This is a genomic window from Phycicoccus ginsengisoli (assembly GCF_054779295.1).
This window is the reverse complement of the sequence record NZ_BAAGYN010000002.1, coordinates 363,096-383,716: the sequence shown is the minus strand read 5'-3', so window position 1 is coordinate 383,716 and position 20,621 is coordinate 363,096. Positions and strand designations below refer to the sequence as shown.

General features: G+C 73.0%; 16 protein-coding genes. 13 read left to right on the top strand and 3 right to left on the bottom strand.

Going from position 1 to position 20,621, the window contains the following annotated elements; genetic code table 11:
* Nucleotides 1-85 precede the first annotated feature (85 nt).
* The gene (locus tag ACYVDO_RS04430; protein ID WP_460933122.1) at nucleotides 86-412 is read left to right on the top strand and encodes a hypothetical protein; all 327 of its coding nucleotides are present in this window, start codon (nucleotides 86-88) and stop codon (nucleotides 410-412) included.
* 235 nt (nucleotides 413-647) lie between these two features.
* On the opposite strand, the gene ACYVDO_RS04425 is transcribed toward ACYVDO_RS04430, so the two are convergent.
* Nucleotides 648-1,535 (bottom strand): universal stress protein, encoded by an 888-nt coding sequence (locus ACYVDO_RS04425; RefSeq protein WP_460933120.1) that lies wholly within the window; start codon nucleotides 1,533-1,535, stop codon nucleotides 648-650.
* Nucleotides 1,536-1,652: 117 nt separating this feature from the next.
* Between ACYVDO_RS04425 and ppdK the strand changes: the two genes are divergently transcribed.
* Nucleotides 1,653-4,370, top strand: coding sequence for a pyruvate, phosphate dikinase (gene ppdK, locus ACYVDO_RS04420; protein ID WP_460933118.1), 2,718 nt, complete (start codon nucleotides 1,653-1,655; stop codon nucleotides 4,368-4,370).
* A 113-nt stretch (nucleotides 4,371-4,483) separates the two neighbouring features.
* On the opposite strand, the gene ACYVDO_RS04415 is transcribed toward ppdK, so the two are convergent.
* Nucleotides 4,484-6,013, bottom strand: coding sequence for a bifunctional aminoglycoside phosphotransferase/ATP-binding protein (locus tag ACYVDO_RS04415; RefSeq protein ID WP_460933116.1), 1,530 nt, complete (start codon nucleotides 6,011-6,013; stop codon nucleotides 4,484-4,486).
* A gap of 201 nt (nucleotides 6,014-6,214) precedes the next feature.
* Between ACYVDO_RS04415 and ACYVDO_RS04410 the strand changes: the two genes are divergently transcribed.
* The 11 genes from ACYVDO_RS04410 to ACYVDO_RS04360 all read left to right on the top strand — a co-directional run bounded on the left by ACYVDO_RS04410 (nucleotide 6,215) and on the right by ACYVDO_RS04360 (nucleotide 18,690).
* On the top strand, nucleotides 6,215-7,480 hold the full coding sequence (locus ACYVDO_RS04410) for an MFS transporter (protein WP_460933114.1): 1,266 nt from the start codon (nucleotides 6,215-6,217) through the stop codon (nucleotides 7,478-7,480).
* Entirely contained in the window at nucleotides 7,473-8,030 is a 558-nt protein-coding gene (locus ACYVDO_RS04405; RefSeq protein WP_460933112.1) for a hemerythrin domain-containing protein, read from the top strand. The genes ACYVDO_RS04410 and ACYVDO_RS04405 overlap by 8 nt, the downstream gene beginning before the upstream one ends.
* 23 nt (nucleotides 8,031-8,053) lie before the next feature.
* On the top strand, nucleotides 8,054-11,782 hold the full coding sequence (locus tag ACYVDO_RS04400; RefSeq protein WP_460933110.1) for a nitrate reductase subunit alpha: 3,729 nt from the start codon (nucleotides 8,054-8,056) through the stop codon (nucleotides 11,780-11,782).
* A gap of 58 nt (nucleotides 11,783-11,840) precedes the next feature.
* Nucleotides 11,841-13,526, top strand: coding sequence for a nitrate reductase subunit beta (narH, locus tag ACYVDO_RS04395; protein WP_460933108.1), 1,686 nt, complete (start codon nucleotides 11,841-11,843; stop codon nucleotides 13,524-13,526).
* On the top strand, nucleotides 13,526-14,242 hold the full coding sequence (gene narJ / locus ACYVDO_RS04390; protein WP_460933106.1) for a nitrate reductase molybdenum cofactor assembly chaperone: 717 nt from the start codon (nucleotides 13,526-13,528) through the stop codon (nucleotides 14,240-14,242). Before narH ends, narJ begins: the two co-directional genes overlap by 1 nt.
* Complete coding sequence (gene narI / locus ACYVDO_RS04385) at nucleotides 14,242-14,967, top strand: respiratory nitrate reductase subunit gamma (protein ID WP_460933104.1); 726 nt, start codon at nucleotides 14,242-14,244, stop codon at nucleotides 14,965-14,967. The genes narJ and narI overlap by 1 nt, the downstream gene beginning before the upstream one ends.
* The gene (locus ACYVDO_RS04380) at nucleotides 14,964-15,317 is read left to right on the top strand and encodes a cupin domain-containing protein (protein WP_460933102.1); all 354 of its coding nucleotides are present in this window, start codon (nucleotides 14,964-14,966) and stop codon (nucleotides 15,315-15,317) included. Before narI ends, ACYVDO_RS04380 begins: the two co-directional genes overlap by 4 nt.
* Nucleotides 15,318-15,458: 141 nt before the next feature.
* Nucleotides 15,459-16,505, top strand: a complete 1,047-nt coding sequence (locus ACYVDO_RS04375; RefSeq protein ID WP_460933100.1) for a zinc-dependent alcohol dehydrogenase family protein — start codon at nucleotides 15,459-15,461, stop codon at nucleotides 16,503-16,505.
* Between the two features lie 11 nt (nucleotides 16,506-16,516).
* A complete protein-coding gene (sqr, locus tag ACYVDO_RS04370; protein ID WP_460933098.1) occupies nucleotides 16,517-17,809 on the top strand; it encodes a type III sulfide quinone reductase, selenoprotein subtype in 1,293 nt (430 codons plus the stop codon).
* 5 nt (nucleotides 17,810-17,814) lie between these two features.
* On the top strand, nucleotides 17,815-18,129 hold the full coding sequence (locus ACYVDO_RS04365) for a TusE/DsrC/DsvC family sulfur relay protein (protein ID WP_460933096.1): 315 nt from the start codon (nucleotides 17,815-17,817) through the stop codon (nucleotides 18,127-18,129).
* 48 nt (nucleotides 18,130-18,177) lie between these two features.
* Nucleotides 18,178-18,690: a DsrE/DsrF/DrsH-like family protein gene (locus ACYVDO_RS04360; RefSeq protein ID WP_460933094.1), complete on the top strand. Its 513-nt coding sequence runs from the start codon at nucleotides 18,178-18,180 to the stop codon at nucleotides 18,688-18,690.
* A gap of 75 nt (nucleotides 18,691-18,765) precedes the next feature.
* Here ACYVDO_RS04360 and ACYVDO_RS04355 read toward each other — a convergent pair whose 3' ends face one another.
* A complete protein-coding gene (locus ACYVDO_RS04355; RefSeq protein WP_460933092.1) occupies nucleotides 18,766-20,613 on the bottom strand; it encodes a GNAT family N-acetyltransferase in 1,848 nt (615 codons plus the stop codon).
* Nucleotides 20,614-20,621 lie beyond the last annotated feature (8 nt).

The window sequence follows — 20,621 nt, the reverse complement described above, 5'->3', positions numbered from 1 at the left end:
AGTGTGGGAGTCTTCCGTCCCCGGGCGGCATCACACGAAGGTGGCGATGGTGAGGACGCGGACACTGCACACGTTGACTGGCCTCGTGCTTGGCTCAGCCGCGCTCTCAGGATGCGCGCCCTCACCACCCCGAAGCGTCGAGGTGCTCCACGCAGCGGTCCAGGTCGCCAACCCCAAGGCCCTGAAGCTCTCTCTCGACGCCTGCCACAACGAACCCTACGACGTTCACGTGTCGGAGTCCGTCAACGAGGTCGTCATCACCGTCACGACCACGACGCCAACCGAAGGCCCGGCGTCCCCATCGTGCAGTGACCTCACTGCGGTCGAGCTCCAGGCACCGCTGGCTGCACGCCGGCTCATCGACGCCAGCACCAGGCGATCAGTGCCCGTCGACGCCCCGCCGGCCCTCTGAGGGCTCGACGAGGGCTCGACCTCACCCGCTGACCCACGCCGATCCGACCTCGCGTCCGGCAGCGGCAAGGGCAGCACTGTTGACCCCTGTGGCGTCGAGTACCGAGGTCTGGCCGGCCTGTCGAGTGGAGACGAGGTGCCCCCGTTCCACCCACGTACGAATGGTGGCTGGCACAACGCCACAGGGCCCCCCGCTCGTGCCGCACGCCCGTCAGCCGGCTGAGGCCCAGGTTCCGTCAGCCGGCTGAGGCGTGTGTGGTCCGCGGGGCCGCCGCGACGGAGGGCGGCACCACGAGGACGTCGCAAGGTGGGTCGTCGAGGACGCTGCGCGCCACCGAACCGCGCACCAGCCCGGCCAGGGTGCCGCCGCCGCGCGTGCCCACGACGAGCAGGTCGCACTCGCGCGGCTCGCCGTGCAGCAGCTCCTCAGGCGGCTCGCGGACGACCTCGACCTCGCAGGCGACCTCGGCGCACGCGGAGTCGGTCCGGATCGCGTCCCAGACCGCGTGCTGGACCTCCGCGACGTCGCCCCGGCCCGGGACGCTGGTCAGCACGCGCAGCACCACGCCACGCACGGCCGCCTCCTCGGCGGCCAGCGTCAGCTGGTGCGGCGGGTCCACCGACGGCCGGTAGCCCACGAGCACCCGTGGCGCGGGGGTGCCACCGGCGGAGGCCCGCAACGACCGCGGCGACCGGCTGCCGGCCGTCACGAGGACCGGTCGCGGGATCAGCCGGGTCAGGGCCTCGCTGACCGTGCCCAGCGAGAAGGCCGACTGTCCGCCAGCGCCGTGACCGCCCACCACGAGTCGGGACGCCCTGGCCCCCACCGAGCGCAGCACCGGGTCCTCGAGGTCGGTCAGGACGACCACCTCGACGGGCACCATGGCGTCGGTCTCGTGGGCCAGCTCCACGGCCCGGGTCGCGGTGGCGACACCGCGGCTGCGGGCGGCGTCCTGCGCCGACCGGTGGTCGAGCAACCGGGCGTCCACCGGCAGCGACACGGCCAGGACGACGAGCGGCTCGCCGTGCAGGGCCGCGAGCCGGGTCGCCGCGCGGACGGCGGCGTGGGACTCCCACGACCCGTCGGTCCCGACGACCACCGCCGGCTGCTGCATGCCTGTCATGTCCCACCGCTGTCGTTCGTAGGAATGCCTTCAGCGCCAAGGCTGCTCGCGGGCGGCCGCGGGCGTCAGGGCCCAAGGTCCCTGTCGGGACGAGATGGACGCCGGGACGATCGCGGCATGACCACACCCCTGCTCGTCCCCTTCACCCACGGCGAACGCGGCATGGCCGACCTGCTCGGCGGCAAGGGCGCCAACCTGGCCGAGATGACCAGGCTGGGACTGCCCGTCCCGCACGGCTTCACCATCACCACCGAGGCGTGCCGGGCCTACCTGCGCGACGGTCGCAGTCCGGAGGAGCTGGACGGGCTGGTGCGGGCCGCGGTCGTGGCCCTGGAGCGCTCGACCGGCCGTGTCTTCGGCGAGGGCGACCAGGCACTGCTGGTCTCGGTGCGCTCCGGCGCCCGCTTCTCGATGCCGGGCATGATGGAGACGGTCCTCGACGTCGGACTCACCGACGCGCTCGCGGAGCGGCTGGCCCAGCGCCAGGACCCGCGCTTCGTCTGGGACTGCTACCGGCGCCTCGTGGAGATGTACGGCCGCACGGTGCTGGGGGCGCCGGCGGGTGCGTTCGACGAGACGCGCGCGGAGGTTCTCGCGGCCCACGGGGTCTCGTCCGCGGCCGAGCTCGACGCGAGCGGCCTGCGAGCGCTGGTCCGCCGCCACCGCCGGGCGCTAGTGGCGCACACGGGTCAGGACCTCCCGCAGGACCCGTGGCTGCAGCTGACGAGCTCGATCGACGCGGTCTTCAGCTCGTGGAACAGCCCCCGCGCGCGCCTCTACCGCAGCCATGAGGGCATCCCCGACGACCTGGGGACGGCGGTCACGGTGATGCAGATGGTCTACGGCAACACCGGCCCGCACTCCGGCTCCGGCGTCTGCTTCAGCCGCAATCCCGCCACCGGCGACCCCGCGCCCTACGGCGACTACCTCTCCGACGCCCAAGGCGAGGACGTCGTCAACGGCAGCCGGGCGACGGTACCCCTGGCCCGGCTCGCCGACCTCGAGCCGACCGCGCACCGCGAGCTGCTGTCGCACCTGTCGACGCTGGAGAAGCACTACCGCGACCTGTGCGACGTCGAGTTCACCGTCGAGGACAGCCGGCTCTGGATGCTGCAGACGCGCGTCGGCAAGCGCAGCCCAGCTGCCGCGTTCGTCATGGCGGCGGACATGGCCGAGGAGGGCCTGATCACCGAGGACGAGGCGCTGGTCCGGGTCGACGGCCACCAGCTCGAGTCGCTGCTGCACGCCCGTTTCGACGTGCCCGAGGGCACCGCGCCGCTGGTCTCCGGCCTCCCGGCGAGCCCGGGTGCGGGCGCGGGCGCGGCCGTCTTCGACTCCGCCACCGCCGTCGCGCGCCGCGCCGCCGGCGAGGACGTCGTGCTCTTCCGCACCGAGACCAGCGCGGAGGACCTGCCCGGCATCCTGGCCGCCGTCGCGATCGTCACCGCCCGGGGTGGCCTGGCCTCGCACGCGGCCGTCGTCGCGCGCGGCTTCGGGCGCACCTGCGTCACCGGCGTCTCCGGGCTGGTCGTCGACGAGGCGGCACGCGAGGGCCGGACCTCCGACGGCCACGTGGTCCGGGAGGGCGACCTCGTCTCCGTCGACGGCACGGCCGGGGCGGTGTATGCCGGCGCGCTGGCCGTGCGCCCCAGCCCGGTGGCGGGCGGGCTGGCGTCCGGTCAGGCCGAGGAGGTTGGCCCGGCCACCACCTCCCACGACGGGCGGGTGCTCGAGGCCGTGCGTCGCCTGCTCGCGCAGGCGGACCGCCGAGGCGGGGTGGCCGTACGCGTCAACGCCGAGACGGCACCGGAGGCGGCCCAGGCCCGGTCCGCCGGTGCGACCGGGATCGGCCTGTGCCGCACCGAGCACATGCTCCTCGGGGAACGGCGCGCCCTCGTCGAGCGAGTGGTGCTCGGCACCCAGGTCGAGGAGGCCCTCGCCGAGATCGAGGCCGTGGCGCTCGCCGACTTCACCGACCTCCTGCGTGCCATGGACGGCCTGCCCGTCGTGGTGCGCCTGCTCGACCCGCCGCTGCACGAGTTCCTCCCGGACCCGGAGGACCTGGCCGTCGAGGTCGCCCGGTCGGAGGCCGCCGGCCGGCCCGTCCCCGAGGCCCTGCGCACCAGGCTGGAGGCGACCCGCCGCTGGAGCGAGGCGAACCCCATGCTCGGCCTGCGCGGCGTCCGGCTGCTCACGGTCCACCCGGAGCTGGTCGACGCCCACGTCCGCGCCCTCGTGACGGCGGCCGTCCGGCTCGCCGACGAGGGCCTCGACCCCAGGCCCGAGGTGATGGTTCCGCTCGTGAGCGACGTCGCCGAGCTGGCGGCGGCGCGCGAGCACATCCTCGAGGTGGCCGAGCGGACGGCGCACGACCTCGGCTCGTCGCGGCCGGCCCCACGGGTGGGCGTCATGATCGAGCTCCCCCGTGCCGCCCTGACTGCGGGCGACCTCGCCGGCCTGGCGGAGTTCTTCTCCCTCGGCACCAACGACCTCACCCAGACGACCTGGGGGATGTCGCGCGACGACGCGCAGGCGAGCTTCCTGACCAGCTACGCGACGAGCGGCCTGCTGCCCGAGGACCCGTTCGTCCACCTCGACGAGCTTGGCGTCGGCGAGCTGGTCCGCACCGCCGCGCAGCGGGGCAGGGCAGCGCGCCCGGGCCTCGAGCTGGGTGTCTGCGGCGAGCACGCCGGCGACCCGGCCTCGATCGCCTTCCTCGCGTCCTGTGGCGTCGACTACGTGTCCTGCTCGCCGCCCCGGGTCCCCGTCGCCCGGCTGGAGGTGGGACGCGCGGCCGTCCTCCAGCAGGGCGTCACGGCCAGCGACAGCCGCTGACCGATCCTTGCGCCCGAATCTTCGCCCAACATTCGCATCGCTGGTGAACCTTCACCCGCACAGCGAATGTTGGGCGAAGATTCGGCGGGGGGCCGGGGGGCCGGGGGCCGGGGTCAGGGGAGCAGGTCCTGCATCGCGCGCTCCAGGGTCTCGGCCTTGGAGGTCTCCCCTGTCGGCACGACCAGCGCCTCGGGCCACGGGTCGGCCCGGGCGGCGACGAGGCGCCCGATCGCGAGGTCGGCGTCGCTGTGCAGGTCCGGCACGTCCGCGCGCCGGCGCAGCCGCGCCTCGACGACCTCACGCGGCGCCGTGCACACGAGCTCGACGACGGGCGTCGAGGTGGCGGCGCCCACCCGGCGGAACAGCTCGCGGTGGGCCGCAGCGGAGAAGGAGGCGTCGACGACCACGGTCTCCCCGAGCCCGAGCAGCACGCCGGCGCGGTCCACCAGCGAGGCGTACGTCCGGGTGGTCGCCTCGCGCGTGTAGATGCCCTCCTCGAACGCCGCCGGGACGTGCGCCGTGGTCTCCAGCCCCATGAGCGCCTTGCGCTCGGGGTCGGTCGCCAGCAGCACGCCGCCGAGCCGGTCGGCCAGCCCCGACGACAGGGTCGACTTCCCCGAGCCCGGCCCGCCCCCGACGAGGACGAGCCGCACGCGCCCGGCCTCGAGGTGGCGCAGGCCGAGGTCGCACAGCTGTCGCGCCTCCTCGGCGTCCGGCCCGGTGGGCTGCCCGTGCGCGGCGGCGCGGATCGCCGCGACCTTGGCGCGCATCACCGCTCGGTATGCCGTGTAGTGGTGCCGCAGGGCCGGCGGCTGGCGCGTGCCCGAGAACTCCTCGTAGTCGTGCAGGAGCTGATCGGCCGCGCCGGGGTCACCCAGCCGCTCGAGGTCGGCGGCCAGGCAGGCCACGTCGTCCAGGACGTCCATCCACCGCAGCTCGTCGGCGAAGTCGAGGCAGTCCAGCGCGCGTGGCCCGTCGTCGAGGCAGAAGACGTCGTCGGCCAGCAGGTCGCCGTGCCCGTCACGCACCAGGCCGGCCTCCATCCGGCTCCGCAGCAGCGGTTCCCGACCGGCGACGAGCTCCAGCGCCAGCTCCTCGACCCGGTCGAGCAGGTCCGCAGGCACCGTCGCGACGGGGTGCTCGCGCAGCCCGCGGACGTTGTCCTGCCACCGCCGCCGCAGGGCCGCCGCCGAGCCGCACGCCGCGATGGCGGCCCCCGTCCGGGCGGTGGCGTGGAAGGCCGCGAGGTCCCTGGCCAGCTGCCGCAGCGGCCCCCTGACGTCGATCCCGGCGCGCACCAGGGTGGCCAGCCGCCGGTCCTCCGGCATGCGCCGCATCACCAGGAGGTGGTCGCACACGGTGCCGTCGGGGTCTCGGACCTCGAGGGTGCCGAGGTAGACGTCGGGGGCCGTGCGACGGTTGAGGAGCAGCTCCCGGTGCACCGCGGCGGCCCGCGACGCGAGCGTCGTGAAGTCGAGGAACCCGAGGTCGACCGGCTTCTTGACCTTGTACGCCCGGTCGCCCAGGAGCACCACGACGGCCGAGTGCGTCTCGCGCAGGTCCTCACCCCAGCTCCCCGCGCCCTGTCCGGACCGGGATCCCCGGGCCGGCCCCGCCGCGCCCACGGGCCACTGCGTCGCCACGGCGCACCTCCCTCACTGCCGGCCGCGTCCAGCGGGCTGTCACCGACTTCCGGCACCCCCAGCCTTTCGCGAGCAGGCGTGCGGATGTCGGGCCCAAGGTCCCTGTTCGACCGCGACCAGACCCGGCACCCTTCCGGTGGGCGCGGCAGCGCCCCTCCGCATGTCTCCTCGCGGAAGCCCCCCGACTCTGGTAGGACAGCGATGAGAGATCTTCCCGGCAGCCCCGCACTCGACGGCAGGACTCAGGAGGTGCACACCGCCGTGACGCCGAACCCGAACCTCGGGCCTCGGATGCTTGCGCTCGCCACCGTCGGCTTCGCGGTGAACTTCTGGGCCTGGGCGCTCCTCAGCCCGCTCGGGCCGCGGTTCAAGGAGGTGCTCGCCCTCAGCTCGGGTCAGCAGGCTCTCCTCGTCGCCGTGCCGGTCATCGTCGGCTCGGTCGGCCGGATCCCCGTCGGCGCGCTGACGGACCGGCACGGGGGGCGGGTCATGTTCCCCCTCGTGTCCCTGGCCACCATCGTGCCGATCCTCTACCTGGGCCTGGTCGGGCAGCACTCGTACGCCGGCCTGCTCGTGGGCGGCTTCTTCCTCGGCATCGGCGGCACGGCGTTCGCGATCGGCGTGCCGTTCGTCAACGCGTGGTTCCCGCCCGAGCGCAGGGGTTTCGCGATCGGCGCTTTCGGTGCGGGCATGGGCGGCACCGCGATCAGCGCGCTCACCACGGTCAAGCTGGTCAAGGGAGTCGGCGAGAGCGCCCCGTTCCTCATCACCGCCGCGGTGCTGGCCGTGTATGCCGTGGTGGCCTGGCTCCTGCTGCGCGACGCCCCCGGTCGCGTGGTGCCCACGACCAGCGTCACCACCCGCCTGGCGGCCGCCGCCCGGCTGCCCATCGCCTGGCAGGCCTGCATCCTCTACGCCGTCGCCTTCGGTGGCTACGTCGCCTTCTCGGTCTACCTGCCCGCCTACCTCAAGACCGCCTACGGGCTCGAGCAGGCGGACGCGGCCAACCGGATGGCCGGCTTCGTCCTGGTCGCCGTGGTGATGCGACCGGTCGGGGGCTGGCTGGCCGACCGGGTCGGCCCCGTCCCGGTGCTGGCCGGCGTGTTCGGCGTCGTCGTCGCGGGTGCCGCCGTCCAGGCCGCCACCCCGGAGCTCCTCCCCCTGGGGACCACGGCGTTCCTGGTCATGGCGGCGGCGCTCGGCGCCGGCAGCGGTGCCACCTTCGCCCTCGTCGCGAGATCGGCACCGGCAGCGCAGGTGGGGTCAGTGACCGGCCTGGTCGGCGCGGCCGGAGGCCTGGGCGGCTTCGTGCCCCCGCTGGTCATGAGCAGCGTCTACAGCCGCACCGGCTCCTACGGCTGGGGCCTGCTCCTCCTGGCCCTCGTGGCGGCGGGCTGCCTGCTGCTCACCCTCACCGTGGTGCGCGGCACCGCCAGGACGCAGGGGGTGCGGACCGCCGGTGTGTGAGTACTGCGGCTGCCAGGACATCGCCGCCATCGCCGAGCTCACCCGGGAGCACGACGCCGTCGTGGCCGAGATCTCCCGGGTCCGCGGGTGCGTCCGGGACGACGACGTCGCGGGGGCCGCCGAGGCCGCGCGGCGGATCAGCCGGGTGCTGGCGCCGCACACGGCCGTCGAGGAGCACGGCCTGTTCCCCCACCTCGCGCACGAGTTCCCCGACCACGTGGCCGTCCTCGAGCGCGAGCACCGGGAGATCGAGGCGGTCCTCGTGCAGGCGGCGGACGGGACGCCCCGGGACCCGGGCTGGCCGGCGCAGCTGCTCGCCGCCATGGAACGGCTGAGGGACCACATCCTCAAGGAGCAGGACGGCCTCTTCCCCGCCTCGCTGTCGATCCTCGACCAGGACGCCTGGGCGTCCGTCGACGCGGCGCGGGTCGCCGCGGGCAGCGCCCTCCCCGCACCGGACCACCCCGAGGACCCGGGCCACCACCACGACGACCCCGAGCACGAGCACGACCAGGACCACAGCCACCCTCCCGTCCACCAGCACGCCTGACGAGCCCAGCAGGAGGCCCGCCCGTGACCACCACGAACGACCCGACCCCCGCCGGGCTCGACGGCCCCCTCGCCGAGGCGCTCGTGGGCACCCGGAGGTTCTTCACGCGGTCGGAGGTGTCGGCCGACCGCCGCTCGATCCACGCCAAGGGCGGCCGGGCCGGGGACTCCTTCTACCGGGACCGCTGGAGCCACGACAAGGTCGTCCGGTCCACCCACGGGGTCAACTGCACCGGCTCGTGCTCGTGGAAGGTGTACGTCAAGGACGGCATCATCACCTGGGAGGCGCAGCAGACCGACTACCCCTCGACCGGGCCCGACCGCCCCGAGTACGAGCCCCGCGGCTGCCCCCGCGGAGCGGCCTTCTCCTGGTACACCTACTCCCCCACCCGGGTCCGCTACCCCTACGTCCGCGGCGTCCTCCTGGAGATGTACCGCGAGGCCAAGGCCCGCCTCGGCGACCCGGTCCTCGCGTGGGCCGACATCGTCGGGGACCCCGAGAAGGCCAGGCGCTACAAGGCCGCCCGCGGCAAGGGCGGCCTGGTCCGGGCCTCCTGGGGTGAGGCGGCGGAGATCGTCGCGGCCGCGAACGTGCACACCATCAAGCAGTGGGGCCCCGACCGCGTCGCCGGCTTCTCGCCGATCCCCGCGATGTCGATGGTGTCGCACGCCTCCGGGGCGCGGTTCGTGTCGCTCATCGGCGGCTCGATGCTGTCCTTCTACGACTGGTACGCCGACCTGCCCGTCGCGTCGCCCCAGATCTGGGGCGACCAGACCGACGTCCCCGAGTCCGGCGACTGGTGGGACGCCGGCTACCTCGTCATGTGGGGCTCGAACGTCCCGGTGACCCGCACCCCCGACGCCCACTGGATGGCCGAGGCGCGGTACCGCGGCCAGAAGGTCGTCGTCGTCTCGCCCGACTACGCCGACAACGTCAAGTTCGCCGACGAGTGGCTCCCGGCCGCCCCCGGCACCGACGGCGCGCTCGCCATGGCGATGGGGCACGTCGTCCTCAAGGAGTTCTTCGTCGACCGCAAGGTGGAGTACTTCGAGGACTACACCCGCAAGTACACCGACCTGCCGTTCCTCGTGTGCCTCGAGGAGTATGCCGGCCGGTCGGCCGGCGGCGCGGACGGCACCGGGGCTGACGACACCGGCGGCGACGGCCCGGCATACCGGCCGGGGAAGTTCCTCACCGCGGCCGACCTCGGCGGCGCGCAGGCGGCGGCGGAGAACGCGGCGTTCCGCACCGTCGTCGTGGACTCGCTGACGGGGCAGCCGGTCGTGCCCAACGGCACGCTCGGCGACCGGTTCGGCGAGCAGGGCGAGGGCCGATGGAACCTCGACCTCGGCGACGTCGTGCCTGCGCTGAGCCTGCACGAGGCCGCGGAGGGCACCGCCCTGGTCGACCTGCCCCGCTTCGACCTCCCCCGGGGCGGCTCGGAGGTGGTGCGCCGCGGCGTCCCCGTCCGGCGCGTCGGGGGCCGGCTCGTGACCACGGTCTTCGACCTGCTGCTGGCGCAGTACGGCGTGGGGCGCGACGGGCTGCCCGGGACGTGGCCGTCGGGGTACGACGACCCGGAGGGGCACTACACGCCGGCCTGGCAGGAGGCGGTCACGGGCGTCCCGGCGCAGGCGGTCGCCCGGATCGCCCGCGAGTTCGCCCAGAACGCCGCCGACACCGGCGGCCGCTCGATGATCATCGTCGGGGCGGGGACCAACCACTGGTTCCACTCCGACGAGACCTACCGCTGCATGCTGCTCCTCACGACGATCACCGGCTGCCAGGGCCGCAACGGCGGTGGCTGGGCGCACTACGTGGGGCAGGAGAAGGCCAGGCCGATCACCGGGTGGGCGCAGATGGCGTTCGCGCTCGACTGGGTGCGGCCGCCTCGCCAGATGATCCAGACCGCCTACTGGTACCTGCACACCGACCAGTACCACTACGACCACTACGACGCCGGCTCGCTGGCCGGGGCCACGGGCACCGGCACGCTCGACGGCAGGAGCACGCACGAGCTGCTCGCACTCTCGGCCCGGCTGGGCTGGATGCCGTCGTACCCCACCTTCGACCGCAACCCCCTCGACCTCGTCGACGACGCGGAGGCCGCCGGGAAGGCGCCCGCCGACCACGTGGTCGAGGGCCTCACCGACGGGAGCCTGCGCTTCGCCTGCGAGGACCCGGACGCCCCGGAGAACTGGCCACGGGTGCTCATGATGTGGCGCGCCAACCTGCTCGGGTCCTCGGCCAAGGGCAACGAGTACTTCCTGCGCCACCTGCTCGGCACCGACAGCTCGGTCTCGGCCCGGCCCGACCGCGACGACCTGCCCGAGGGCAAGCTCGACCTGCTCTGCACGCTCGACTTCCGGATGACGAGCTCGACGATCTTCAGCGACGTCGTCCTGCCGGCGGCCACGTGGTACGAGAAGCACGACATCAACACGACGGACATGCACCCGTTCATCCACTCGTTCAACCCGGCGATCAGCCCGCCGTGGCAGACGAGGACGGACTGGGACATCTTCCTGGCCATCGCCGAGGCGTTCCAGCCGCTGGGCGCCAAGCACCTCGGCGTGCGCAGGGACCTGGTGGCCGCGCCGCTGCTGCACGACACCCCCGACGCGATGGCCACGCCCCACGGCCGGGTGCGCGACTGGCGAGCGGGCGAGTGCGACCCGGTGCCGGGGGTGACGATGCCCAAGCTCGTCGTCGTCGAGCGCGACTACGGCGCCGTCCACGACCAGATGGTCTCGCTCGGGCCGCTCATGGAGCGCCTCGGCACCGTGCAGAAGGGCGTCGCCTACGACGTCAAGCGCGAGGTCGAGTACCTCCGGCACAAGAACGGTGCGATCCGAGGTGGCGCCGGTGACGGCCGGCCCTCGCTCAAGGACGCGCGGCACGTCGCCGAGACGATCATGGCGCTGTCCGGCACGACCAACGGGCACCTCGCCACGCAAGGCTTCAAGACCCTGGAGAAGCGGACCGGCCGGCTGCTGCACGACCTCGCCGCCGAGCACGAGGGCAAGCAGATCACCTTCGCCGACACCCAGGCCGCCCCCGTGCCGGTCATCACGAGCCCCGAGTGGTCCGGGTCGGAGACCGGGGGACGGCGCTACTCCCCCTTCACCATCAACGTCGAACGGCTCAAGCCCTGGCACACGCTCACCGGCCGCCAGCACTTCTACCTCGACCACGACTGGATGCAGGAGCTCGGCGAGGGGCTGCCGGTCTACAAGCCGCCGCTGGACATGACGCAGGTGTTCGGCGAGCCGGAGATCGGCAGCACGAGCGAGCTCGGCGTCACCGTCCGCTACCTCACGCCGCACAACAAGTGGTCGATCCACAGCGAGTACCAGGACAACCTGTTCATGCTCTCGCTCTCCCGGGGCGGCCAGGCGATCTGGATCTCCGACCAGGACGCCGCCAAGGTCGGCATCCGCGACAACGACTGGGTCGAGGCGGTGAACCGCAACGGCGTCGTCAACGCCCGGGCGATCGTGAGCCACCGGATGCCCGAGGGCACGGTCTACATGCACCACGCGCAGGACCGCCTCATCGACGTCCCGCTGACGGAGAAGACCGGGCGGCGCGGCGGGATCCACAACTCGCTGACCCGGATCCTGGTCAAGCCGAGCCACCTCATCGGCGGCTACGCCCAGCTGTCCTTCGCGTTCAACTACCTCGGCCCGACCGGGAACCAGCGCGACGAGGTGACGGTCATCCGCCGTCGCTCCCAGGAGGTCGAGTACTGATGGCCGCCGACGGAGCACCGATCGAGCACCACGCCGCCCGGACGAGGAGTGAGAGCCGATGAGGGTCATGGCACAGATGGCCATGGTGATGAACCTCGACAAGTGCATCGGGTGCCACACCTGCTCGGTGACGTGCAAGCAGGCGTGGACCAACCGCGCCGGCACGGAGTACGTCTGGTTCAACAACGTCGAGACGCGACCGGGCCTGGGCTACCCGCGCACCTACGAGGACCAGGAGCGGTGGCAGGGCGGCTGGGCGCTGACGAAGAGTGGCCGGCTGACGCTGCGGTCCGGCAGCCGGTGGAAGAAGCTCGCGAGCATCTTCTCCAACCCCAAGCTGCCCTCGATCGAGGACTACTACGAGCCGTGGACCTACGACTACGAGACGCTGCTCAGCGCACCGGCGCAGAAGCACTTCCCGGTCGCCCGGCCCATCTCCCTCATCACCGGCAAGCCGGTCAACGTCTCCTGGTCGGCGAACTGGGACGACAACCTCGGGGGCAGCGGCGAGAACGCCGCCCGCGACGTCATGCTCAAGGGCATCAGCGACAAGGTGAAGCTCGAGTTCGAGCAGACCTTCATGTTCTACCTGCCGCGGATCTGCGAGCACTGCCTCAACCCGTCGTGCGCCGCGTCGTGCCCGAGCGGGGCGATCTACAAGCGTGCCGAGGACGGCATCGTCCTCGTCGACCAGGACCGGTGCCGCGGCTGGCGGATGTGCGTGTCCGGGTGCCCCTACAAGAAGGTCTACTTCAACCACCGCACCGGCAAGGCCGAGAAGTGCACCTTCTGCTACCCGCGCATCGAGGTCGGCATCCCGACCGTGTGCTCGGAGACCTGCGTCGGCCGGCTGCGCTACATCGGGCTCGTCCTCTACGACGCGGACAAGGTGCTCGAGGCCGCGTCGGTCGAGGACGACCAGGACCTGTATGCCGCGCAGCGGGCCGTGTTCCTCGACCCCCACGACCCGCAGGTGCAGCGCGAGGCCGAGCTGGCCGGCATACCCCATGACTGGGTGCAGGCCGCGCAGCGGTCCCCGGTGTACGCCCTCATCTCGCGCTACGAGGTGGCGCTGCCGCTGCACCCGGAGTACCGCACGATGCCGATGGTCTGGTACATCCCGCCGCTGTCGCCCGTCGTGGACGTCGTGCGCGACACCGGCCACGACGCCGAGGACCGCGGCAACCTGTTCGCGGCCATCGACACGCTGCGGATCCCGGTGGAGTACCTCGCCAACCTCTTCACGGCCGGTGACACCGCGCCGGTCGACACGGTGCTGCGCAGGCTCGCGGCGATGCGGTCGTACATGCGGGACATCAACCTCGGGCGCGACCCCGACGAGTCGATCCCCGAGGCCGTCGGCATGGACGGCGAGACGATGTACGACATGTTCCGGCTGCTGGCGCTGGCCAAGTACGACGAGCGCTACGTCATCCCGACCGCGCACGCCGAGCAGGCGCACGCGCTCGAGGAGCTGGCCACCGAGTGCTCCCTGGACTACGAGGGCGGCCCCGGGATGATGGGCGAGTCCGGCCCGTTCGGCGAGGGGTCGGGCGAGCTCACGCCGGTCGCGGTCGAGAACTTCCAGATGCTGCGCCAGCGGCAGACGGCCGACGACCTCAGCGGCGAGGACGCCCCGGAGTCACGCGGCCGGATGCGCGGTCGGGTCAACCTGCTCAACTGGGACGGCAAGGGCTCGCCGCGCGGGCTGTTCCCGAAGAAGCCGCCGGAGGACGACCAGTGATGCCCGGCCGGCTGCGCCGGGCGCGCGGGGCGGCGGGGCGCCTCGACGACCGGACCCTGGCCACCGCGTGGCAGGTGGTCTCCCTGCTGCTCGACTACCCGACCGAGGAGCTGCTGGCCCGCCGCCCGCTGCTCCAGGCCGCGGTCTCCGGCCTGCCCGACCCCGTGGCCCTCCCGCTCCAGCGGTTCCTCGACCACCTCTCCGGCAGGCCGCTCGGTGAGCTGCAGCGGGAGTACGTCGAGACCTTCGACGTGACCCGCCGGTGCTGCCTGTACCTCACGTACTTCGCCCACGGCGACACGCGCAAGCGCGGCCTGGCCCTGGTGCAGTTCAAGCAGGCGTACCGGCGCGGGGGCCTCGAGCTCGACACCGACGAGCTGCCCGACCACCTGTGCGTGGTGCTCGAGTTCGGGGCCAGCACCGATGTCGACGTCGCCTGGCGGCTGCTCGACGACCACCGCGCCGGGATCGAGGTCCTGCGGATCGCGTTGGCGGACAAGGGGTCCGCGTGGCACGACGTGGTCAAGGCGCTGGTGGGCACGCTGCCCGTGCTGCGCGGCGACGACGAGGAGCAGCTGGCCGCGCTGATCGCCGCCGGGCCGCCGTCGGAGGACGTCGGGCTCGACACCCAGCCGTACGCGCTCGACCCCCGCCTCAACCCCCGCCCCACCGAGCCCACCCAGCTCGGCCCGACCATCCCGGTAGGAGCGCCCTGATGGACATCGTGCTGTGGGTCATCGTCCCGTACGTCTGCCTGGCGGTCTTCGTCGTGGGGCACTACTGGCGGTGGACGTACGACAAGTTCGGCTGGACCACCCGCAGCAGCCAGCTGTACGAGAACCGGCTGCTGCGCTGGGGCAGCCCGCTGTTCCACTTCGGCCTCCTCGGCGTCGTCGGCGGCCACGTCATCGGCCTCGTGGTCCCCAAGAGCTGGACCGAGGCCGTCGGGGTGCACGAGGGGCTCTACCACTTCCTCGCCATCAGCCTCGGGGGTCTCGCGGGGTTGGCCACGCTGGCCGGGCTGGTCATCCTCGTCTACCGCCGCCGGACGGTGGGCCCGGTCTTCATGGCCACGACGAAGATGGACAAGCTCATGTACGTCTTCCTCGGTGGGGTGATCGTCCTCGGGATGTGGAACACCGTGGCCAGCAGCATCTTCGGGCACTACGACTACCGCGAGGGCGTCTCGCCCTACTGGCGCAGCATCTTCCTCTTCCAGCCGGACGCCTCCCTCATCGCCGACGCGCCCCTCGGGTTCCAGCTGCACGCGCTCGTCGCGTTCGTGCTCTTCGGGCTCTGGCCGTTCACCCGCCTCGTGCACGTCTTCAGCGCCCCGGTCGGCTACCTCACCCGGCCGTACATCGTGTACCGGAGCCGGGACGAGCCGCGCGAGGGCACCCGGGCCCCGGCCCGCGGCTGGGAGAAGGCGACGCGGCCATGACGAGCACACCGCACCCGGCCGACCACGAGCCCCTGCACCTGGAGCGGGCCGGCACCGAGCTGCTCCAGCAGGCGCAGACCCAGCCCAACGGCCACGCGTCGCGGCTCGTCGTGGGTGGGCCGGCGCAGCGTGCCGTGCTGATGGCGCTGACCGCGGGCGCCGAGCTCGGCGAGCACACCTCCCCACCGGCCGCGACCTTCCACGTCGTCACCGGCAGCGCGCGCCTGTATGCCGTCGGCGGCGCGTCGTGGACCGTGCGGGCCGGCGAGGTGGTCGCCATCCCGCCCGAGCGCCACGGCGCCGAGGCGCTCGAGGACTGCGTCATCCTGCTCACCGTCGCGCTCGGCTGAGCAGCCGGGCCCCGGGGCGGCGCTCGCCGTCCCGCGGGCGTGGGCTGGGCCACACGGGACCTAGGTCTCTCCTGCCCCGAAGCGGCACACGGTGGAGTGGTCGTGGGACCTGCACGGTGCAGGCCGCGAGAGGAGTCCACCATGCACGCCGTCGTCTACCACGGACCGGGCCGCAAGTCGTGGGAGGAGGTCCCCACCCCCTCGATCCAGGACGACACGGACGCGGTCGTCAAGGTCGACGCCGTCACCATCTGCGGCACGGACCTGCACATCCTCAAGGGCGACGTCCCGGCGGTGACCGACGGGCGCATCCTGGGGCACGAGGCGGTCGGCACCGTCGAGTCGGTGGGCTCGGGCGTCAAGAACCTCTCCCCCGGCGACCGGGTGCTCGTCTCCTGCATCACCTCGTGCGGCTCGTGCCGCTACTGCCGCGAGGGTCACTACGGCCAGTGCCTCGGCGGCGGCGGCTGGATCCTCGGCCACCTCATCGACGGCACGCAGGCGGAGTACGTCCGGGTGCCGTTCGCCGACACCTCGACGTTCGCCATCCCGGCCGGGGTGACGGACGAGGAGGTCCTCATGCTGGCCGACATCGGCCCCACCGGCTACGAGGTCGGCGTCCTCAACGGCCACGTGCGCCCCGGTGACGTCGTCGCCGTGGTCGGCGCGGGCCCCATCGGGCTCTCCTCCATCATGGGCGCCAAGCTGTTCAGCCCGGCACACGTCGTGGCGATCGACGTCGCCGCCTCGCGGCTCGACGCGGCCAAGCGGGTCGGTGCCGACGTGGTCGTCGACGCCTCCCGGGACGACGCCCTCGAGGTGGTCCGGGGCCTGACGGACGGCCTGGGCGCCGATGTCGCGATCGAGGCGGTGGGCATCCCGGGCACGTTCGAGCAGTGCGCCGCGCTGGTGCGCCCCGGCGGCACCGTCGCCAACGTGGGCGTCCACGGCAAGCCGGCGACCCTGCACCTCGAGGACCTGTGGATCAAGAACGTGACCATCACGACGGGGCTGGTGGACACGTACTCCACGCCCACGCTGCTGCGCCTGCTCGCCAGCCGCCAGCTCGACCTCGGGCAGCTCGTGACCCACCACTTCCACCTCGACGAGTTCATGGACGCCTACGAGGTGTTCGCGAACGCGGCGGACACCCAGGCCCTCAAGGTCGTCCTCACGGCCAGGTCCTGAAGGAGCGGGCGATGGCCGTGAAGCGCCTCGTGGTGCTCGGCGGTGGGACCGCCGGCACGATGGTCGTCAACAAGCTGCGCCGCAAGCTCGGCCGCCGGGACTGGGCGATCACCGTCGTCGACCGCGACGACGACCACCTCTACCAGCCCGGCTTCCTCTTCCTGCCCTTCGGCACGTATGCCCCGGAGCAGGTCGTGCGCAAGCGGCACCGGTTCATCGGTGACGGGGTCGACCTCGTGCTGGGCGAGGTCGACCGGGTCGACCCGGACGACCGCGTCGTCCACCTCCAGGACGGCCGCGCGCTCGGGTACGACTACCTCGTCATCGCCACCGGGACCTCCCCCCGGCCGGACCAGACGCCGGGGATGCTCGGGCCGCAGTGGCGCAGGAGCATCTTCGACTTCTACTCCCTCGACGGCGCGACCGCGCTGGCCGACGCCTTGCGCAGGTTCGACCACGGCCGGCTGGTCGTGCACGTCACGGAGATGCCGATCAAGTGCCCGGTGGCGCCGCTGGAGTTCACCTTCCTCGCGGACGCCCACCTGCGCGAGCGTGGGATCCGCGACCGGGTGGAGCTCGTCTTCGTGACGCCGCTGTCCGGCGCGTTCACCCAGCCCATCGCGTCGGCGCAGCTGGGGTCGATGCTGCAGGAGCGCAAGATCCTCGTCGAGCCGGACTTCATGGTGGAGCGGGTCGACGAACAGGCCAAGGCCCTGGTCTCCTACGACGAGCGTGAGGTCCCGTTCGACCTGCTGGTGACGATCCCGCTCAACATGGGGGCCGACTACGTGGCCCGGTCGGGACTGGGCGACGAGCTCAACTACGTCCCGGTCGACCGGCACACGCTGCTCTCGACGAGGTACGACACGATCTTCGCCGTCGGCGACGCCTCGGACATCCCTGCCTCCAAGGCCGGGTCGGTGGCGCACTTCTCGGTCGACCTGTTCGTCGACAACTTCCTCGCCCACGTCTCGGGCCGGCCGATGACGCGGTCCTTCGACGGGCACGCGAACTGCTTCGTCGAGTCCGGCGACGGCAAGGGCCTGCTCATCGACTTCAACTACGACACCCAGCCGCTGCCGGGCAAGTTCCCCGTGCCGGTGGTCGGGCCGCTGAGCCTGCTCAAGGAGACCCGGGCCAACCACCTGGGGAAGCTGGCGTTCCGCTGGGTCTACTGGAACGTCCTGCTCCCCGGGCGGCCGCTCCCGCTCCCCGACCGCATGTCGATGGCGGGCAAGCAGGTCCCCGCCGAGACCGTCTCCGCATCGACCGGAGCCCTGTCAGCCCCCAGAGAGAAGGAGTGAGTCCGATGCCCGTCACGACGATCGCCGGCCACACGGTGCAGGTCGACCCCGAGGGCTTCCTCACCGAGTACGCCGAGTGGGACGAGGACCTCGCCAAGGCCCTCGCCACCCAGGTCGGCATCGACCTCACCGACGAGCACTGGCGTGCCATCCGCTTCCTGCGCCAGGACTACGCCGACCAGGGCGAGACCGCCACGCTGCGCCGCATCAGCGTCGTCGGCGGCATACCGGTCAAGGAGCTGTTCGCGCTCTTCCCGCAGAAGCCGGCCAAGAAGCTGGCCTACATCGCCGGGCTGCCCAAGCCGCACGGGTGCGTCTGAGCGCACCGCCCCACCCCCGACCACCCCTGCACGACAAGGAGACCCACGATGACCACCGACACCCTCCCGACGATCGTCCCCGACTTCGGGAGCGAGACCTCGCAGGGGCGCAAGCTCGCCATCATCTGCTCCAAGGGAAGCCTCGACATGGCCTACCCCGGGCTCATCCTGGCCAACGCCGCCCTCGGCGAGGGGGTGGAGACGCACCTGTTCTTCACCTTCTGGGGCTTTGACATCATCACGAAGAAGACGATGGGTGACCTCAAGTTCACGCCGCTCGGCAACCCGGCCACCCACATGCCCCAGGGGCTCGGGGGCCTGCCCGGCATCACGCACATGGCGACCTCGCGGCTGCGCAAGGCGATCGCCGACCTCGAGGTGCCGGACGTGCCGGAGTTCCTCGAACAGATCGTCGCCTCGGGCGGCCACCTGTGGGCCTGCCGGATGTCGGCCGACATGAACCACCTCACCGAGGCGGACCTCACCGACGACGTCGAGGGCATCATCAGCGCGAGCGACTTCATCGAGAAGACCGACGGCGCCCAGCTGCTCTTCATCTGAGCGGTCGGAACCCGAGCGATCGGACCCGACGAGCGCCGGGTCACCGGCTCGGAGGCGAGGGCCGGACGAGCCGGGTCACCGGCGCGTCCGGCCGCCGCGCCTGACGACGGCACCGGCATCGCCGTGCTCGAGGCGGTCGAGGCGCCCGGCCAGGCTCGCCACCGCGAGGGCGCGCAGCGCCATGGCGTCGTCGCCGAAGGTCGGCACGTCGCTGCGCCAGGAGTTGCCGTGGCCCGCTGCGGCACGACCGTTCACGAGGACCAGGGCCACGCCGGGGTGGGCCTCCCGCACCAGGCCCACCGCACGGTCCAGCTCGCGGTGCCTCAGCCGCCGGGTGGCGGTCATCGCGACGAGGACCGCGTCCACCCCCGGCTCCTCCGCCAGGGTGTCGAGCACCTCGGTGAAGCGGCCTGCGGCGACGTCGCGCTCGAGCGCCACGACCGCACCGCGCACCCGCGTACCACGCACGAGCGTCTTCACCCGGTGCTCGCCGTACTGCGTCAGGTCCGGCGGGAGCAGGCCCAGCGCCGGCAGGCGCCGGTTGACCCCGGCGTGCGCGCTCCAGGGGTCGTTGGTGACGACCGCCACCCGCGCCGCGGGCGAGCCGCGCCCGGCCTCCACGAGCCGTCCGGTGGAGACGAGGTCGTGGACGGTGCCGGCGGGCACGAACCACGGCGACCCGTTCGCCGGTCCCGGGCCGAGCCGCGCGACGACGGGCGCGCCGTGCGGAGCCCGGTGGGCGAGCGCACGGGCCAGGTCACGCCCGCTCGTGGTGTCCGAGGTGACGAGGACGACGCCCACCCCGGGCTCGCCCGCCAGCCAGGCCGCGGCCTCCGGCACCCGCACGCCCGCGGCGGCGCCGAGGTCGAGGGCGGCGGCCACCCCCACGTGTCGCCTCGCCAGGCGCTCCACCAGCTCCGTCCCCCGTCCGCGGTCCCCCACAACGGCCACCGCGCCGGTCCGCAGGTGCGCGCCCGCCGCCCCCACGCTGACCCGACCGGGCTCGCGCGACCCGACGACGAGGTGGGCACCGGGGCCCAGCACCCGGGCACCGGCGGCCTCGGCCACCCGCAGCGCGTCGAGCACCGTGGTCGTGACCTCCTGCGTCGGGCGCCCCGCCTCGAGGACCACCGCCCGCGCCCCGGCGCCGACCACGTCCCGGACGACCCGTGCCGGGTCCGACACCGCACCGACCACCGCCAGGTCGACCAGCGCCGGCAGCTCGGTGCGCTCCGCACGGTCCAGCGGCATGGTCAGGTGGCGGACGGGAGCGCTGCTGCGCACGCGCAGGCTGCCCGGGCTGCCGGCCCACCGCTCGGGTGCGGCCTCCTCGACGAGGACGACCGACTCCGGGTGGAACAGGGGCTCGAGGTACTCGTGCCAGGCGGTGCCGGTGCGGGTGTCCATCGCCCGTCGCAGGTCCTCGACGCGGTCGAGCTCGATCCGGACCTCTGCCACCCCCTCGTCGGCACGGACCCCGACGTCGGGGCCGAGGTGGCGCAGGACGTCGAGCATCTGCCCGTTCGTGCTGAGGACCTGGCCCGTGAGGGTGTGCAGCCCCCGCGCGAGGGAGCGGTCGACCAGCTCCTCCAGCACGAGCGTGCCCACGCCGTGGCCCTGGACACGGTCCGCGACGGCCACCGCGAACTCCGCGCTCCCGGGTTCCAGGGGGTGCGTGGAGCCGACGGCCACCACCGTGTCGCCCATGGTGGCGACGAGGGCGTCGAGGGTGCGCGTGGGATCGGTCAGCCGCGCGACGTACTCCTCCGACAGCGGCGAGGCCGACAGGAACCGCTGGTAGCTCGAACGGGGGGAGAGGTCGTCGAGCAGGCGCTGGACCCGGCCCAGGTCCTGCGCACGGGGCGTCCGGAGCACCACCGGCGCACCGTCCCGCGTCATCGTCCGCCCGGGCACCTCGCTCACCCACCTCC

Bases quoted from the DNA above. Each gene is read 5' to 3' on its own strand.
- narJ (WP_460933106.1), top strand. From the start codon at position 13,526: ATGCCCGGCCGGCTGCGCCGGGCGCGCGGGGCGGCGGGGCGCCTCGAC.
- sqr (WP_460933098.1), top strand. From the start codon at position 16,517: ATGGCCGTGAAGCGCCTCGTGGTGCTCGGCGGTGGGACCGCCGGCACG.
- ACYVDO_RS04380 (WP_460933102.1), top strand. From the start codon at position 14,964: ATGACGAGCACACCGCACCCGGCCGACCACGAGCCCCTGCACCTGGAG.
- narI (WP_460933104.1), top strand. From the start codon at position 14,242: ATGGACATCGTGCTGTGGGTCATCGTCCCGTACGTCTGCCTGGCGGTC.
- ACYVDO_RS04425 (WP_460933120.1), bottom strand. From the start codon at position 1,535: ATGACAGGCATGCAGCAGCCGGCGGTGGTCGTCGGGACCGACGGGTCG.
- ACYVDO_RS04410 (WP_460933114.1), top strand. From the start codon at position 6,215: ATGAGAGATCTTCCCGGCAGCCCCGCACTCGACGGCAGGACTCAGGAG.
- narH (WP_460933108.1), top strand. From the start codon at position 11,841: ATGAGGGTCATGGCACAGATGGCCATGGTGATGAACCTCGACAAGTGC.
- ACYVDO_RS04360 (WP_460933094.1), top strand. From the start codon at position 18,178: ATGACCACCGACACCCTCCCGACGATCGTCCCCGACTTCGGGAGCGAG.
- ACYVDO_RS04365 (WP_460933096.1), top strand. From the start codon at position 17,815: ATGCCCGTCACGACGATCGCCGGCCACACGGTGCAGGTCGACCCCGAG.
- ACYVDO_RS04375 (WP_460933100.1), top strand. From the start codon at position 15,459: ATGCACGCCGTCGTCTACCACGGACCGGGCCGCAAGTCGTGGGAGGAG.
- ppdK (WP_460933118.1), top strand. From the start codon at position 1,653: ATGACCACACCCCTGCTCGTCCCCTTCACCCACGGCGAACGCGGCATG.